The sequence below is a fragment of the Streptomyces liliifuscus genome, assembly GCF_016598615.1.
GTDB classification, from domain to species: Bacteria; Actinomycetota; Actinomycetes; order Streptomycetales; family Streptomycetaceae; genus Streptomyces; species Streptomyces liliifuscus.
In genome coordinates this window covers 9112620-9127716 of the sequence record NZ_CP066831.1, presented here as the reverse complement: position 1 = coordinate 9127716, position 15097 = coordinate 9112620, and the positions used below count along the sequence as shown (strand labels likewise).

Annotated in this window: 12 protein-coding genes and 1 riboswitch; of the genes, 3 read left to right on the top strand and 9 right to left on the bottom strand. The window is 71.1% G+C overall.

Features of this window, described 5'->3' with window-relative positions; translation table 11 throughout:
- Positions 1-129: 129 nt before the first annotated feature.
- The 8 genes from JEQ17_RS39435 to JEQ17_RS39400 all read right to left on the bottom strand — a co-directional run bounded on the left by JEQ17_RS39435 (position 130) and on the right by JEQ17_RS39400 (position 9832).
- Complete coding sequence (locus JEQ17_RS39435; protein WP_200399706.1) at positions 130-2067, bottom strand: FHA domain-containing protein; 1938 nt, start codon at positions 2065-2067, stop codon at positions 130-132.
- A gap of 230 nt (positions 2068-2297) precedes the next feature.
- Positions 2298-4304 (bottom strand): serine/threonine-protein kinase, encoded by a 2007-nt coding sequence (locus tag JEQ17_RS50265; RefSeq protein ID WP_234048529.1) that lies wholly within the window; start codon positions 4302-4304, stop codon positions 2298-2300.
- A 348-nt stretch (positions 4305-4652) separates the two neighbouring features.
- The gene (locus JEQ17_RS39425; RefSeq protein ID WP_200399705.1) at positions 4653-5279 is read right to left on the bottom strand and encodes a YigZ family protein; all 627 of its coding nucleotides are present in this window, start codon (positions 5277-5279) and stop codon (positions 4653-4655) included.
- A gap of 108 nt (positions 5280-5387) precedes the next feature.
- On the bottom strand, positions 5388-5981 hold the full coding sequence (locus JEQ17_RS39420) for a SixA phosphatase family protein (protein WP_200399704.1): 594 nt from the start codon (positions 5979-5981) through the stop codon (positions 5388-5390).
- Positions 5978-6739, bottom strand: coding sequence for a hypothetical protein (locus JEQ17_RS39415; protein ID WP_200399703.1), 762 nt, complete (start codon positions 6737-6739; stop codon positions 5978-5980). Before JEQ17_RS39415 ends, JEQ17_RS39420 begins: the two co-directional genes overlap by 4 nt.
- Before the next feature lie 128 nt (positions 6740-6867).
- Entirely contained in the window at positions 6868-7797 is a 930-nt protein-coding gene (locus JEQ17_RS39410; protein ID WP_200399702.1) for an ABC transporter ATP-binding protein, read from the bottom strand.
- On the bottom strand, positions 7797-8810 hold the full coding sequence (locus JEQ17_RS39405; protein WP_200399701.1) for a FecCD family ABC transporter permease: 1014 nt from the start codon (positions 8808-8810) through the stop codon (positions 7797-7799). The genes JEQ17_RS39410 and JEQ17_RS39405 overlap by 1 nt, the downstream gene beginning before the upstream one ends.
- Positions 8807-9832, bottom strand: coding sequence for an ABC transporter substrate-binding protein (locus JEQ17_RS39400; protein ID WP_200399700.1), 1026 nt, complete (start codon positions 9830-9832; stop codon positions 8807-8809). Before JEQ17_RS39400 ends, JEQ17_RS39405 begins: the two co-directional genes overlap by 4 nt.
- Positions 9833-9899: 67 nt before the next feature.
- Positions 9900-10086: riboswitch (cobalamin riboswitch) on the bottom strand.
- A gap of 231 nt (positions 10087-10317) precedes the next feature.
- Here JEQ17_RS39400 and JEQ17_RS39395 point away from each other — a divergent pair.
- From JEQ17_RS39395 to JEQ17_RS39385, 3 genes are all read left to right on the top strand, one after another.
- Positions 10318-12228 (top strand): TIGR03767 family metallophosphoesterase, encoded by a 1911-nt coding sequence (locus JEQ17_RS39395; RefSeq protein ID WP_234048528.1) that lies wholly within the window; start codon positions 10318-10320, stop codon positions 12226-12228.
- A gap of 91 nt (positions 12229-12319) precedes the next feature.
- Positions 12320-12727 (top strand): CoA-binding protein, encoded by a 408-nt coding sequence (locus tag JEQ17_RS39390; protein WP_200399699.1) that lies wholly within the window; start codon positions 12320-12322, stop codon positions 12725-12727.
- 220 nt (positions 12728-12947) lie between these two features.
- Complete coding sequence (locus tag JEQ17_RS39385) at positions 12948-14084, top strand: PQQ-dependent sugar dehydrogenase (RefSeq protein ID WP_200399698.1); 1137 nt, start codon at positions 12948-12950, stop codon at positions 14082-14084.
- A gap of 97 nt (positions 14085-14181) precedes the next feature.
- Here JEQ17_RS39385 and JEQ17_RS39380 read toward each other — a convergent pair whose 3' ends face one another.
- Entirely contained in the window at positions 14182-15063 is an 882-nt protein-coding gene (locus JEQ17_RS39380; protein ID WP_200399697.1) for an MHYT domain-containing protein, read from the bottom strand.
- Between the last annotated feature and the right edge of the window lie 34 nt (positions 15064-15097).

Sequence of the window (15097 nt, the reverse complement as noted above, 5' to 3'; positions counted from 1 at the left end):
CAGGGGGCCCGGATGTGCCGGGCCCCCTGCCGCCGCCCTTGCTACTGACTTCTGCCGGCCTTCTACTGACGCTCCTTCTCCTGCCGGGACAGGAGGTGAACCTTCGGCCCCAAGGGCGGAGGGCCCGCGTCACGCCGGGTCGAGCGCCCCCGACTGCCGCGGTCCCGCCGTCTGGCCGACGGTGCGCGGATCGATGGGGCGTCCGACGAAGACCGGGGCGTCCGACTGGTAGAAGATGTCGATGTCGGCCTCCTCGCCGCCGACGATCAGCGTGTCCCAGGCACCGCTCTCCTGCAGGGATCGCAGGGTCGAGGGAGCGAGGGTGGACAGGTGGCTGTGCAGTTCCTCGTCGCTGGGCATTCCGGGGAGGCGAGGGGCGAGGCGCTCGCGGATCGCCCGCATCCTGTCCAGCAGGAGGTCCAGATCGGACCCTTCGGCGTCGGGCTTGGCGACGGCCCGTTCACCTTCCATGCTGTCGGCGATGATGTCCTTGATCGCGCGGGTCACACCTCGTTCGTCGGTGGTGACCATCGCGTTCCAGGCCCGGCTCTTGTGCCGGTACTGGAGCATCGACATCGCCGCCTCGTGCCGGATGAAGTCGGCGTCGCGCAGCGGGCGGCCCTGCCAGACCCGGCTGAGGGAGCGGGCGAGTGAGACAGCCGAGGCGAGGCCGCTGTTGAGACCGCGCCCGGGCCAGAAGTGGATGGCGTTGGCCGCATCGCCCAGCAGGAAGCCGTACGTTCCAGGGCTCTTGGCGGTGGGGCGGTTGAGCTGGGCCGTGAACCGGGGGCGCTGCACCATGTCCAGCCGGAACGAGGTGATGGCGCTGAGATCGTCCTCCGGGACGCCGAACATCTTCAGGCCCTCCTGGATCCGCTTCCACAGCGGCGAACCGCGCAGCAGGGCGGGCAGGAAGAGGGTCCCATGGGTCGGGCAGACGAACTCGTTGTCCTCCTGGCGGGTCATCAGGCAGGGCCGGGCCGCCACACACTCCTCGAAGACCTGCCGGACCGGGTCGATGCCGATCACGTTGCCGGCCTCCTCGCGGGTCAGCCTCATGTTGAGGAACCCCTCGCCACGCAGCGAGTTGAGCAGGAACCGGTTCTGCGCCACGGTCAGCAGGACGCTCATGGGGTCCGAGAGCTGCGACTTGACCCGAAGTCCCAGCACCAGGTCCTGAAGGTGCTCCCCGTCGAGGGAGTAGATCGAGGAGTCGGCCGCGCCGAAGCGGTCCGCGAAGTGCTCCCGGGTGCGCGACCCGCCGCCCTCGGCGATCACCAGGACGTGTTCCTGGGAGAGCCGGTGCTGCTGCTCGGACGGATCGAATCGCTTCGGCACCAGGCGGATCGCGGACTTGGCGTTGGCCAGTTCCAGCAACTGGTCCTCGATGTAGGCGATCCGGATGTTGCGGGGCGGGCGGCCCTCCACGGAATCCGGTCCCAGGGGCCACATCTCGGAGAAGCCGCCCGCGTCGAACAGCGCCGACTGCATCTCCTCGGTGAGCGCGAGGTACTGACGGCTCTGGGCGGTGACGACCTGCTGACGGCGGACGTTGCCGTGGGTCTCGTCCTTCCAGACCACGGTGGAGCCGTTCCTGACCCACCGGCCGTCGTAGACGGTGATGGACACCTTCCCCGGCAGGGCGTCCTCCAGCAGCAGGGCGAAGGCGAGACCGACCGGGCCTCCTCCGGTCACCGTGACCCGCAACTCGCCCGGGTTCGCCGAGGCGTTGGCGCGGGGCAGGTCGAGCTGGGAGAGGTCCATGACCGTCTCCACGGCCTCCTGCGTCTCGAACAGGAAGGTCTCGTCGCCGATGCGTATGGAGTCGCCCGGCGCGAGCACATGACGGATGACGGGCCGGTCGTTTACGAAGGTGCCGTTCTTGCTGCGGTCGTAGAGGACGAACTCGCCGTCCTCCGCCACGATCTCGGTGTGCAGACGGGAGGCGCTGACACTGACGATGACCACGTCGTTGTCGCTCTTGCGTCCGAATCGCAGCGGAGCGCTACCCAGAACCACGCTCTGACCGGCGAAGGGACCCGTGCGTCCCACGATGACCGACGACACAGAAACTCCTTGCGAGCGTCACGGGTGCGGACAGAGGAACCGCACCCTGCGGTTGATCCGCTACGAGAGTGGGAGCCGTACCTCACTCCCACCGAACTCCGGTCCAGTGGAGCTCACTTGACCGGTGATGTCCGAGTCGGCCCGGCAGCGGTCCGACTCGTGCTTGTTGAAGTATGGCCGATGCCCCGCGATGACTCGGCTGCTCGGCATCGGCCTTGACGCCCGGTTGACTAACCGCCGTTCGTCGAGGAGCAAGTCACCGAGAACGGCACCGAGTTGGACACCGCTTCGAACGGTGAACGGATCTCCACGGCCATCTCGCTGCGGAGGGTTCCGGACTTCGCGTACGTCGACAGCCGCACCGTCTCCTTGTGGCTGCGGGGGCCGCCGTCAGGGAACGACAGCGTCCGCCACTGCCGGTCGATCACGGACCCGTTCGTCGAGACCCACCGGTACGAGAACTGGAAGGGCAGCTCGGCCACCGTGAAGGTCGCGGTGAACCAGGGAGCCTGCGAGTCCGCGGGAGGGCAGTCCCCGGCGTACGTGGTCGCGCCCCCGGTCGCGGTGACCGTGACGGGCTGCTCGGCGCTGTCGTCCGACCCGCTGCTCGGCGCCCCGGAGGAAGGGGCCTGCGACTGCCCCGTGGGTGAGCCGTTCCCCTTGCTGTCCTCGCCGTCGCCGCCGAGCCCGTGGATCAGGCCGCCCACGAGCAGCGCGAGCACGACCGCTCCCGCGGCGGTCGCGTACCCGATGCGGCGTCTCCGCCTCGCGGGAGACGCGGGGTCGGCGAGGACGGTGGGAGCGGTGGGGGCAGTGAGGTCGCCGGGGGCGGTGGCGCTGTCCGCGGTGGACGGGGAGGCAGCAGCGTCGGCGGACGCGCGGGGAGCCGGAGTGGCCGTCTCGGCGGTGGCCGCAGGCACGGCACCGGGAGGCGAGGGCTGTGCCTGGGCGTAGGGGGTACGGGGGTCTGCCGCGGGCGGGGGTATGGCGGCCGTGGCGGTGGGTGTGTCGGCCGGGGGTATGACGGCCGGGGGCGTGGGTGTGTCGGCTGCGGGAGTCGTACCCGCTTCCGGTGCGGCGGCCCCGTCGGCCGTGTTCGCCGTCGCCCCGGAAGCCGCGGGTTCCTTGGCTGCGGGTTCCTCTGCCGTGGGAACGTCGGCTGTCGTCGCCATGAGCCTGGGGTCCGTGGCGCCCGTGGTGCCCGTGGCGTTTTCCGTGACAGGCGAGGACGCCGAGACGGACGGCACCCCGGCCGTGGCCGTGACACCGGTCGTAGCCGCGTCCGCGGGTGTAGGTGCGGTCTCCCCGAGCGAGGACTCGGCAGTGGGCAGCTCTTCGGTGGTCGCCGTGGGCAGCGGGGCGGACGCCGTGGCCGTGTCGGCGCCCGAGGTGCCGTCGGCACCGGCTAGGCGCAGCTCCCGCTCGGCCTCCACGGCCGACATCCGCTCGTCGGGGTCCTTGCGCATCAGGCCTTCGATGACGGCCACGAGGGGTCCGGCCCGGTGCGGCGGGGGCAACTCGTCGTCGACGATGGCACGCAGAGTGCTCAGCGGGCTGGTCCGACGGAAGGGCGAACGGCCCTGGACTGCCGTGTAGAGCAGCGCTCCGAGGGACCACAGGTCCGACGCGGGACCGGGGTTCCGGCCCAGTGCCCGCTCCGGCGCCAGATACTCGGGAGAGCCGACGAGCTCACCGGTCATCGTCAGTGCGGAGTCCCCCTCCACGGTGGCGATGCCGAAGTCGGTGAGCACCACCCTGCCGTCGTCCGCGAGCAGGACGTTGGCGGGTTTCACGTCGCGGTGCAGCACTCCGGCGCCATGCGCCGCGCGAAGCGCGGCCAGTACCTCGGTACCTATTCGGGCGGCCTCGCGCGGCGGAAGGGCACCCTGGGAGCCGATCAGGTCGGCCAGCGACCGGCCGCGGACGAGCTCCATGACGATCCAGGGCCGGCCGTCGTCGGTGGCGACGTCATGGACGGTCACCACACCGCGAGCGCTGATGCGCGCCGCCGCCCAGGCCTCCCGCTCCAAGCGGGTGTACATCCGCTCGACCTGCGCCACTGCCTGTCCGACGGGAGCGCGTACCTCCTTGACGGCGACCTCGCGGTGCAGCACCTCGTCGCGGGCGCGCCACACGGTGCCCATACCGCCCTCGCCGAGAACGGACAGCAAGCGGTAGCGACCGGCGACCAGCCGTTCGGCACCCGCGTCGGGCGACGCCGTGTTCTGTGGTGGCATGAGGGCCGATACTCCTTAGTCCTTGGCGAACGGCCGAGGAGTGGCGACGCCCCCGTCCGATCCGTGATCTGTCGGGGCGGGGTCCTACGGTCCGGCCACGGCCGGACATTTCGCCGGACCACGCCGCCGACCGAGAAGGACACAGCCCCTGCACATTATGATCAAACGCCTGATGTTCGTGAAGTGCGGACCTGGGCAAACGCTCGAATTACCGCTTGCTGTAGGGAAGTTGTGACGTCGCGGTGGTCATGCCGTCGACTTATTTTAGAGGCCCCCGGCAAGTTCGCTCCTGGCAGGTTCGGACCGGGGGACGGGCGGGCCGAAGGGCGGCAGCCATACGCCGGGCCCCTAAGCGTCCCCGTACGCCTCTCCGCCCAGTTCGAAACCGGCGGTCCCGGCCGTCACGTCGGCCAGCCAGCCCCGGAAGGCGTCGACATCGGCGTCCGGCAGCCCGATCTCGATGGTGACGGCCTCCCCGTAGCGCACATCGCGCACCTCGCGGCCGGTCGACCGCAGGTCGTTCTCCACCTTGCCCGCCCGCTGGTGGTCGACCGTCACGGTCGCCAGACGAAAGCGTTTACGTGTGATCGTGCCGAGGGTGTCCAGGGCCTCGCCCACCGCACCGCCGTAGGCCCGGATGAGCCCGCCCGCGCCGAGTTTGACGCCTCCGTAGTAGCGGGTGACGACCGCGACGACGTACCGCATGTCGCGCCGCAGCAGCATCTGGAGCATCGGGACGCCCGCCGTGCCGCCCGGTTCCCCGTCGTCGCTCGCCTTCTGGACGGAGGCGTCGGCGCCGATGACGTAGGCGAAGCAGTTGTGCGTCGCGTCGGCGTGCTCCTTGCGGACGGCGGCGAGGAAGGCCTGGGCCTCCTGTTCGGTGGCCGCCGGCGCCAGTGCGCAGAGGAAGCGTGAGCGGTTGACCTCGGTCTCGTGCACGCCTGCGCGGGCCACCGTGCGGTACTCGTCCTGCATCGGGCCAGCGTATGCGCTGCACGCGCGCGTGCGGCCGCCCGGTCCGCCGCGACCGAAGTCTCCCCGCGAACAGCTCTCCTCGCGGGCGGCTCTCCTGGCAAGCCGGGATCAGCTCCCCTTCGGTCCCGGCGTCCGTCCCGCCTGCCGGCCCGGCTTCTGGCCCGGCTTCCGGCCCCGCGGCACGATCATGTCGGTGAGCAGTGCCGCGCCGGGGCCGAGGGAGTCCCAGTCGTCGCCGTGCCAGGCGAGGACCGCGATCGCCGACGTGGGGAACTTCGTCCGTACGTCGTCCAGCGCGTCGTCGAGGCTGTCGCCGGCCAGGGTGAGCACCAGCTCCTCCAGACCGGGGTTGTGCCCGACCAGCAGCAACGTCTTGGTGTGCGTGGACACTTCGCGCACCGCTTCGAGCAGTTCGGGAACGTCGGCCCCGTACAGCCGCGGATCGTGACGTACGGGAGGCGGTGTGCCCCACTGTCCGGCGGTCAGCTCCCAGGTCTGCCGGGCTCGTACGGCGGTGGAGCAGAGCGCCAGGTCGGGCAGGCAGTCGATGTCGGCCAGCGCGCGTCCGGCGGCCGGGGCGTCGCGGCGCCCGCGCGGGGCGAGTGGCCGCTCGTGGTCGGGGACTCCGTCCGGCCAGGCCGACTTGGCGTGCCGCAGGACGACCAGCCTGCGCAGCGGGCCCGTTCCGGCGCGCGCGATCACGAGGGGGTCCCGCGGCCGATGTCACGGGTGAGTTCGAGCCCGAGGAGCCGGTCCGCGTAGGCGTACGTCTCGAAGCGGGCGCCGTCCGGGACGGTCCCCGACGTCTCCACCTTGCGCAGCACGGCGAGTACGGCGGGCACGTCCAGGTCGTCCTCCCAGGCGGCGCGCAGTTGTTGGCGTACGGGGTCGGGGATGGGACCGGACGGCCGGGTCGCCCAGGTGGCGACGGCGCCTCGCCAGCGCCGCAGGGTGTCCTCGGCGCCCGTGAGGGCTGCCTCGTCGAGCCGGAGGGGTTCGTGGCGGGGGCACGCGAGCAGGGCGAGGCGCAGGGCCGAGGCGCGCTCGACGTCGTCCGCCACTCCGCTCTCGGCGTCGGCCGGGGCGACCTCGACCCGCAGACCGTTCGCCGTCTCACTGTCGTCACCCGCACCGCCCGCCGACCCGGCCTCCGGAGCGCACACGTGCAGTACCTGGGCCTCGCCGAGGCCTGATCCGCTGTCCCGTTCGTCCTCGAACGGCCGGATGCCGAGCGCCGCGGCACGGGCCCGGAGTTCCGTACGCCCCTCTGTGCCGGTCAGTACGGTCCAGACGGGCGTCCCGCTGATCTCCAGGGCGCGTACGAGGACATCGGCGACCAGAAGCACGCGCAGGCCTGTGGTGTCCGGGCGCGGCACATGGGCCTCGACGCGGGTCAGGCCCCGGCGGGCGGGGGTGGCGTCCGTGGGCTCGCCGGTTCGGGCGTCGGTGATACGCAGCACGGGGTGAGCGTAGGCGCGTACGGGGTCCGGCGCAGGGAGGCGGACGCCATTTCCGGACACGTGTTCGCGAATCACTGGTGCGACCAGCGCGATTCGCCGGCGCGCCGGTCGCTCCGCCGGTGCGCCGGTCAGCTCACGGTGCCCAGGAAGCGCACGTGCGGCCGGTCGTCGGGGCCCTCCCGTGTGACGGCGGCCCGGACCCCGTACACCTCGGCGATGAGCGCTTCCGTCAGGATGTCGCCCGGACCGCCGCAGGCCACGACGTGTCCCTCGCGCAGGACGACGAGCTGGTCGCAGTACATCGCCGCGAGGTTGAGGTCGTGCAGGGCGACGACGCTGGTGACCGGGAGCGAGGTGACGAGGTTCAGCAGGTCGAGCTGGTGCTGGATGTCCAGGTGGTTGGTCGGTTCGTCGAGGAGCAGTTCGCGGGGTTCCTGGGCGAGGGCTCGGGCGATCTGCACGCGCTGTCGCTCGCCGCCGGAGAGGGTGTGCCAGGACTGGCGGGCGAGTCCGGTCAGGCCGGTGCGGTCCAGCGCGTCACGTACGGCCCGCTCGTCCGCCTCGGACGCGGGGGTCCAGGCGCGGCGATGGGGTGTACGGCCGAGCCGTACGACGTCCAGGACGCTCAACTCGACCTGGGTGTCCGCCTGTTGCTCGACCACGGCGACACGGCGGGCGATGTCGCGGCGGCCCAGTTCGGCGAGGGGGCTGCCGTCGAGGGTGACGACACCGGAGGCGGGGGCGAGGACGCCGGCCAGCAGGCGCAGCAGGGTGGACTTGCCGGAGCCGTTGGGGCCCAGCAGTCCGACGGTGGTGCCGGGGGCCGGGGTGATGCTGACGCCGTCGAGGATGACACGACCGTCGGCGGTGCGCGTGACGCGGTGGGCACGGAGCCCTTCTCCGGGTGCCGCCTGCGCGTGCCCGGCCCTTTGTGCGGCCTGCGCGGGGCCGACCCCGTGTGCGGCCTGCGTGTGCGCGGTTCCTTGTGCCGCCCGCGCGGACTCGGTTCCCGGTGCCGCCCGCGTGCGCTCGGTGTTCTTGATGTCCTCCGTCGTCATCACGCCCTCCGCGTCCGGTACAGCACCAGCACGAACACCGGTACGCCGATCAGTGAGGTCACCACGCCGACCGGTACCTCCTGGGGATCGAGGACGGTACGGGCCAGGGTGTCCACCCACACCAGGAACACCGCTCCGGCGAGGGCCGTGACCGGCAGCAGCCGGGCGTGCCCGGACCCCACCAACGCCCTTGCCGCATGCGGCAGTACGAGACCGACGAAGCCGATCGCACCCGCCGAACTGACGAGCGCGGCGGTCAGCAACGCCGTGGCGCACAGCAGCACCAGTCGCGTACGGGCCACCGATACCCCGAGGGTCGCGGCGGCGTCCTGGCCGAAGGCGAACGCGTCGAGCGTCCGCGCGCACCCGAGGCACACCAGCAGCGTCACCGCGAGCACCGCGAAGCACACCCAGACGTCGGTCCAGCCGACCCCGCTCAGCGAACCGAGGAGCCAGAACAGCACCCCGCGGGTGGTCTCGGCGTCGGCTGCGGTCATCACGACGAAGGAGGTGAGCGCCGAGAAGAGCTGCATCGCGGCGACCCCGCTCAGCACCACACGGTCCGTCGCGCCGCCCAGTGTGTGGCTGAGCAGCAGCACGAGCCCGAACGACAGTACCGCGCCGAGGAACGCGCCCGCGGAGACCGAGACCAGGCCCCCGCCGACGCCGAGGACGACCACGATCACGGCGCCCGTCGAGGCGCCCGAGGACACGCCGAGGACGAACGGGTCGGCGAGCGGGTTGCGCAGCAGGGACTGCATCACCGCGCCGCACACGGCGAGTCCGGCCCCGCACACGGCCGCCAGGAGCGTGCGCGGCAGGCGCAGCTCCCAGACGATCCCCTCCCGGATCGGGGTCAACTCCGAGCTGCCCCAGCCGAGATGGGACGCGACCACGGACCAGACGTCACCGACCCGGATGTCCGCGGGACCGATGGTGATCGCGACGGCGACGGACACGAGGAGCAGGCCGACGCCCGCGGCGATGAGCAGTCCCAGGCGCGGCCGTGTCACCCGGCGAGCCCGAACTCCCGCAGGGCGGAGGCGACTTGCTCGACGCCCTCGACCGTGCGGATGGTCGGGTTCATCGCCTGCCCACTGAGCAGGACGTACCGCTTCTTCTTGACTGCGGTCATGTTCTTGGTGACCGGGTCGGACTCCAGGAACTCGATCTTCTTCTTCGCGGACTCGGCGGTCTGCGACTTGCGGGTCAGGTCGCCGATGACGAGCACGTCGGGGTCACGGTCGGCGACGGTCTCCCAGTTGATCTGGGGCCACTCCTCGTGCGTGTCGTCGAAGACGTTCTTCGCGCCGAGGGCCCGGGTGATGACGCCGGGCGCGCCGCAACAGCCCGCCATGTAGGGCGAGTCGGAGTTGGCGAACCAGTACAGGAGAGTGACGTCGGAGGCGTCCATCCCCGAAGTGGCCTTCCTCGTCCGCTCCTTGAGGTCGGCGACGAGCTGCTCGCCCCGCTTCTCGACGCCGAACACCTCGGCCAGGTCGCGCACTTCGCCGTGGATGGCGTCGATACCGAGGGCCTTCGTCCGCGCGCCGTCGCCACCCGAGTCGTTGTCCTTGCCGACGCAGTCGGAGGGCGAGACATAGGCGGGCACGCCGAGCTTCTCGAACTGGTCCCGGGTGGCCACGCCTCCCTTGCCGAGCGTCGAGACGAACGAGGCTGCGACGAAGTCGGGGTCGGCGTCCAGGACCCGTTCGAAGGAGGGGTTGTTGTCGGCTATCCGCTCCACCTTCGCGTTCGCCTTCTCCAGGCCCTTCATCACCGGGTCGGTCCAGGTGGCGGTGCCGGCCATGCGGTCGGCGAGGCCGAGCGACAGCATGATCTCGGTGGTGCCCTGGTTGAGGGACACGGCCCGCTCGGGCGGAGACTCGACGCGTACGGTCTCGCCGCAGTTGTCGAGGGTGACGGCGGCCCCGGTGTCCGTGTCGGACGACGAGTCCCCCGAACCGCAGCCGGTCAGCAGGAGAGCCCCGGACAGGACGAGGGCAGCGGGACGGGCAAGACGTGCGACGGGCACGGAAGTTCCTCAGGCGTCGAGGGCTCGAACGCGGAGCCCGGTCGTACGGTGCTCCCCCGTCGGCGCGTGACCGCGGAGGCCGCCAGCAGGTCTTCGGACTCGGGGTCACCCGGACGAGGCGCCTTCCCGGACCGTCATTCCGGTCCAGTGGCCGATGCCACGCCCGTCACCCTCACCGCTGCGCGTCAGCTCCGGATTCCCACCGGATTCCCTGACCCACGTACATGGGTTCGACTGGCCTCGGCAAGCTATCACGGCGGGTCTCGCGGATCGACGGACGGACCGGCGGACAGACCAATGGACGGATCGGCGGACGGATCACCGGCAGACCGGCGGACAGACCGGCAGGGCGGGCCCCAGTAGCCGCTCCACCTGTTCCGGCGGTGTTCACGGCCACGCCACACCCCTGCCCACAGCCCTGCCCCCGCGGCCTGAATGAGTGGTTCCGCTAGCTGAGTCTCTCGGAGGCACCGGAGGGCCGCCCCATGACCGGGACCGAAATGGCGGGGACCGCATCCACTCCCCCGCCCTCGTCCACACCCGCTTCCCAGCCCCCGTCCCCGTCCCCGCCCGCATCCTCGATCAACCGTCGTCGCTTTCTGCTCGCGTCCGGTGCCGTCGCGGCGGGAGCGACCGGAGGAGCGGCGGCCGTCTTCCCACGGCAGCGCCCGGCCCCCTCCGTGCGGCCCGCGTCGGAGAGCGCGGCCCCGCGGCCTGCCCCCGCCGCCCGACGGCCGACGCCGCGACGCGCGGCCCCGTACGCAACGACCACCCTGGAGACGACGGCCCGCCTCGGCGGCCACGCGCACGCCGACACCTACCGACGGCTCGTCCCGGGCCCAGGCTGGCCCGTGGTCGTACGCGGAGATCTCGCGACTGCCGCCGTCGGCCGCCAGGACCGGCGCACACCGCTCGCGTGCTTCGTGCAGTTCACCGACCTGCACCTCACCGACGTGCAGAACCCGCTGCGCACCGAGTTCCTGCGGTCGCGCAGGCCTGCCGCGTGGCGGGCCCAGGAGGCGCTGACGGTGGCGGGGGCGGTGGCGCTCGTGGAGCAGGTGAACGCGCTCGGCGGGGGCCCGTACACCGGCCTCGCGCCCGCGTTCGTGATGACGACGGGCGACAACATCGACAACAACTCCGCGATCGAACTGGAGTGGTTCCTCACGCTGATGAGCGGCGGCAGGATCACTCCCAACACCGGGGATCCGACGGCGTACGAGGGCGTCCAGAACTCCGGTCTGCCCCTCTACTGGCACCCGGACGACGCGGCCCTGCGCGACCTGGACAAGCGGCGTGGGCTGCCCCGTATCCCCGGCTTCCTCGACGCCGCGATACGGCCCGTGACCAGCCCGGGGCTCGACATTCCCTGGTACTCCACGGTCGGCAACCACGACGACATACCCGGCGGCTGTCTGTCGCCCGCGCTGGGCGACTACGCCGTCGGCTCCCGCAAGCTGCTGTCGGTCCCGGCCACGGACGCGGCCGCCTACGCGAAGGCGCTGAACTCCGGCGACGACCCCAAGAGCGAGGTGCTCTCGGCGATCCTGAAGAGGCACACGGCCTCGGCGCGGACGGTGACGGCCGACGAACGGCGCCGGCTGTTCACCCCGCACGACTACCTGGCCGCGCATCTCGACCCCGCCCACGCCGGAGCGGGCCCGGTCGGCCACGGCTACACGGAGAACAACCTGGACGGCGACCGGATGTACTACTCGTTCCGGGTGGCCGAGAACGTCATCGGCATCAGCATCGACACGACGTACCGCAGCGGCCACTACGAGGGCTCGCTGGGCACCGATCAACTCCGCTGGCTGGAGCGGACGCTGGCCGCGCACAGCTCCCGGTCCTACGACGCCGACGGCCGCCCCGTACGCAACGCCGGGGCCGACGACGCCCACGTCCTGGTCTTCAGCCACCATCACAGCCCGAGCATGACCCGCCGCCCCGACGCCGCACGCACCGAGGAGCCGCGGCACGACGGCGCGGAGGTCCTCGCCCTGCTCCACCGGTTCCCGAACGTGGTGGCCTGGATCAACGGCCACAGCCACGTCAACCGGGTCACGCCCCACGCGCACGCCACGCCCGCCCGGTCCTTCTGGGAGGTCAACACCGCCTCCCACCTGGACTATCCGCACCACGCCCGCGTGATCGAACTCGCCGACAACGGGGACGGCACGGTGTCCCTGTTCGCCACCCTCGTCGAGTCCGCCGCCCCGCACCGCACCGACCCGGACTTCGCCGACCTGTCGGCGGTGGGCCTCGCCTCCCTGTACCGGGAGCTGTCGTACAACGCCCCCGACCTGGCCACGGGCATGAAGGGCGGCGTCCACGAGGGCTGGGCCGGCGGTCCCGGCGATCGCAACGTGGAACTGCTGGTGACCGCCTCGGTGTGAACCCGAGGAACGCGATGGCGGGGGAATCACCGGGCCGCCCTCGCTGTTGTCCCGCGCAGCAGCCCTCGTACGCATCCCAAGGAGGCCGACCGTGTACGGCGACCCGGCAACGATCCGCAAGATCCTCAGCGAGCTCGGCGACACCTGGGCGATCGTCGGCCTGTCGTCGAACGAGCGGCGCGCCGCGTACGGCGTGGCGGACGTCCTCCAGCGGTACGGCAAGCGCATAGTCCCCGTCCATCCGAAGGCCGAGACGGTCCACGGCGAGAAGGGGTACGCCTCGCTGGAGGACATCCCCTTCGAGGTCGATGTCGTCGACGTGTTCGTCAACAGCGAGCTCGCCGGCCCGGTGGCCGACGCGGCGGTCGCCATCGGCGCCAAGGCCGTCTGGTACCAGCTGGGCGTCATCGACGAAGCCGCCTACGACCGCACCCGTGCGGCCGGCCTCGACATGGTCATGGACCGCTGCCCTGCGATCGAGATCCCGCGCCTGGGCTGACGCGACGCGTCCGGGGACACAGGAAGTCAACTCACAGCAGAACAGGGGCAGATGGGCCGGTTATTGGTCTAGGCCAAACCATCCTGCCCCAGTATCCTCATCCGTGGCCAGCGGCACACAATCCCCCCACCCAGGTTGCGTGCTGGCTCGGGCGACACCCCCACAACCCTGCCCCAGGCAGCCGGGTGACTTCCCATTCCCCGCCTCCTGGAGGGTCACGGTGAAAGTTCGCACCCGAAGCACGGCGCTCATCGGCACCATCTGCCTCGTCGCATCCCTCGCCCTGACCACGGCGTCCGCCGACGAGCCCGCCGCCCCGCGCAAGGCGGCGAAGGTAGCACTCAAGGAAGTGGCCAAGGCCCAGAACCCGATCGCCGGTGCCGCAGGGCCCGGCGGCACGGTCTGGATCGCCGAACGCGCGGGCACGGTACGGATCCTGGACGACAAGGGGCTCGGCGAGCCCGTCCTCGACATAACCGGCGAGACCACCACCGACGGCGAACGCGGCCTGCTGGGCATCGCGTTCGACAAGAGGTTCGCGCACTTCTACATCTCGTACACGAACCTCGAAGGCACCAGCACCGTGGACGAGTTCGCCGTGCGGCACGGCAAGATCCGGCCAAGCACCCGGCGCACCGTCATCACTCAGACGCAGCCCTACCCGAACCACAACGGCGGTGACATCAGGTTCGGGCCCGACGGCTACCTCTACATCGCGCTCGGCGACGGCGGCTCGGGCGGCGACCCGCACGGCAACGGACAGAACCTCGACACGCTGCTCGGCAAGATGCTGCGGATCGACCCGCGGGGCGGCAAGCCGTACGCGATCCCGCGGGACAACCCCTTCGTGAACGATCCGAACGCGAAGGACGAGATCTGGGCGTACGGGCTGCGCAACCCGTGGCGGTTCTCCTTCGACGCGCGCACCGGTGACCTGCTGATCGGGGACGTCGGCCAGAGCGACTGGGAGGAGATCGACTGGGCCTCGGCGAAGAGCAGGGGCGGCGAGAACTACGGCTGGTCCCAGATGGAGGGCACCCATCCCTTCCGGGGCGGAACGGAACCCGCGAACCACGTGCCGCCGGTCCACGAGTACGACCGCACCGGGCTGGGCTGCTCGGTGACCGGCGGGTACGTCTACCGAGGCAAGGCCATCCCGGCCCTCAAGGGGCAGTACGTGTTCAGCGACTACTGCGACGGCACCCTGCGCACGCTGCGGATGGCGAACGGGAAGGTGACCGGCGAGAGCGACCTCGGAGTCAACGGCGGGGAGGTCATCTCGTTCGTACAGGACGGCGACGGCGAACTGTACGTACTCGCCATCGGTGGCAGCGTCTCCCGCATCGACCCGGCGTGACCACTTCTCGCTGAAGCGGATCGGCGAGGAAAGACGAGGAAGAACAGGTCGCTGCCCGGCGATCGATCCCGCGCCGGGCAGCGGAGCCGGCGCACGGTCACCAGTTGCGAGGCGCCGGCGCCCCCTGTCCGTACGCGCGCCGACTCGCGTCGGAGGGCGCCTCGAACAGGGAGCCGGGCTCTTCGGCCCAGCTCGCCTGCGGCGTGGGTTCACGTCGGCCGACGACGGGACGGCGCCAGTCGCCGTCCCCGAGGACCAGCATCGGGTCGAACATCACCACCACTCCCGCGAGCAGCAGGAAGAGGGCCGGGCCGAGGAGCATGGGGAGCAGGAGCGAGTGGGCGGAGCCGCCGACGCCGGGCGAGCCGGTCGCGCCGTGGAGGTGCACGCTGACGGCCGCCATGCCCGTGTAGTGCATGCCGGAGACGGCGACGCCCATGACGAGGCTGGCCCCCAGGCTGGTCATGAAGCCCCGGATCGCGACCGCGGCCCAGAGCGCGGCGGTCGCGGCCACGATGGCGATCACGACGGAGAGGGCCACCGTGCGGACGTCGTACTGCAGGCTGCCGTTCACGCGGATGGCCGCCATGCCTATGTAGTGCATGGCCGCGACCCCGATGCCCGTGAAGGTGCCCGCCATGAGCAGGGTCGCCGTGCCGGCGCCGCGGTAGCCGACGGCGAAGACGCCCAGGCCGACGACGACAATCGCGACAGCGAGGCTGAGAATCGTCAGGCCGACGTCATAGCGAATACGGCTTTCCTCAACCTGGAATCCGATCATGGCGATGAAATGCATCGTCCATATTCCGCATCCGATCGAGGCCGCTCCCAGGGCCAGCCATCCCGGCTTCCAGGACTGGTCGTTGCGCAGTGATCGGGTGATGCAGCGCAGCCCCAGGGCCGCTCCCAGGCACGCCATGACGTAGGCGGCGAGCGGCGTGATCAGTCCGTAGCTGAATCCGTCGACAGTTCCTTGCATATGCCAACATCCCCCCGGAAAACAAGTGTTGCGG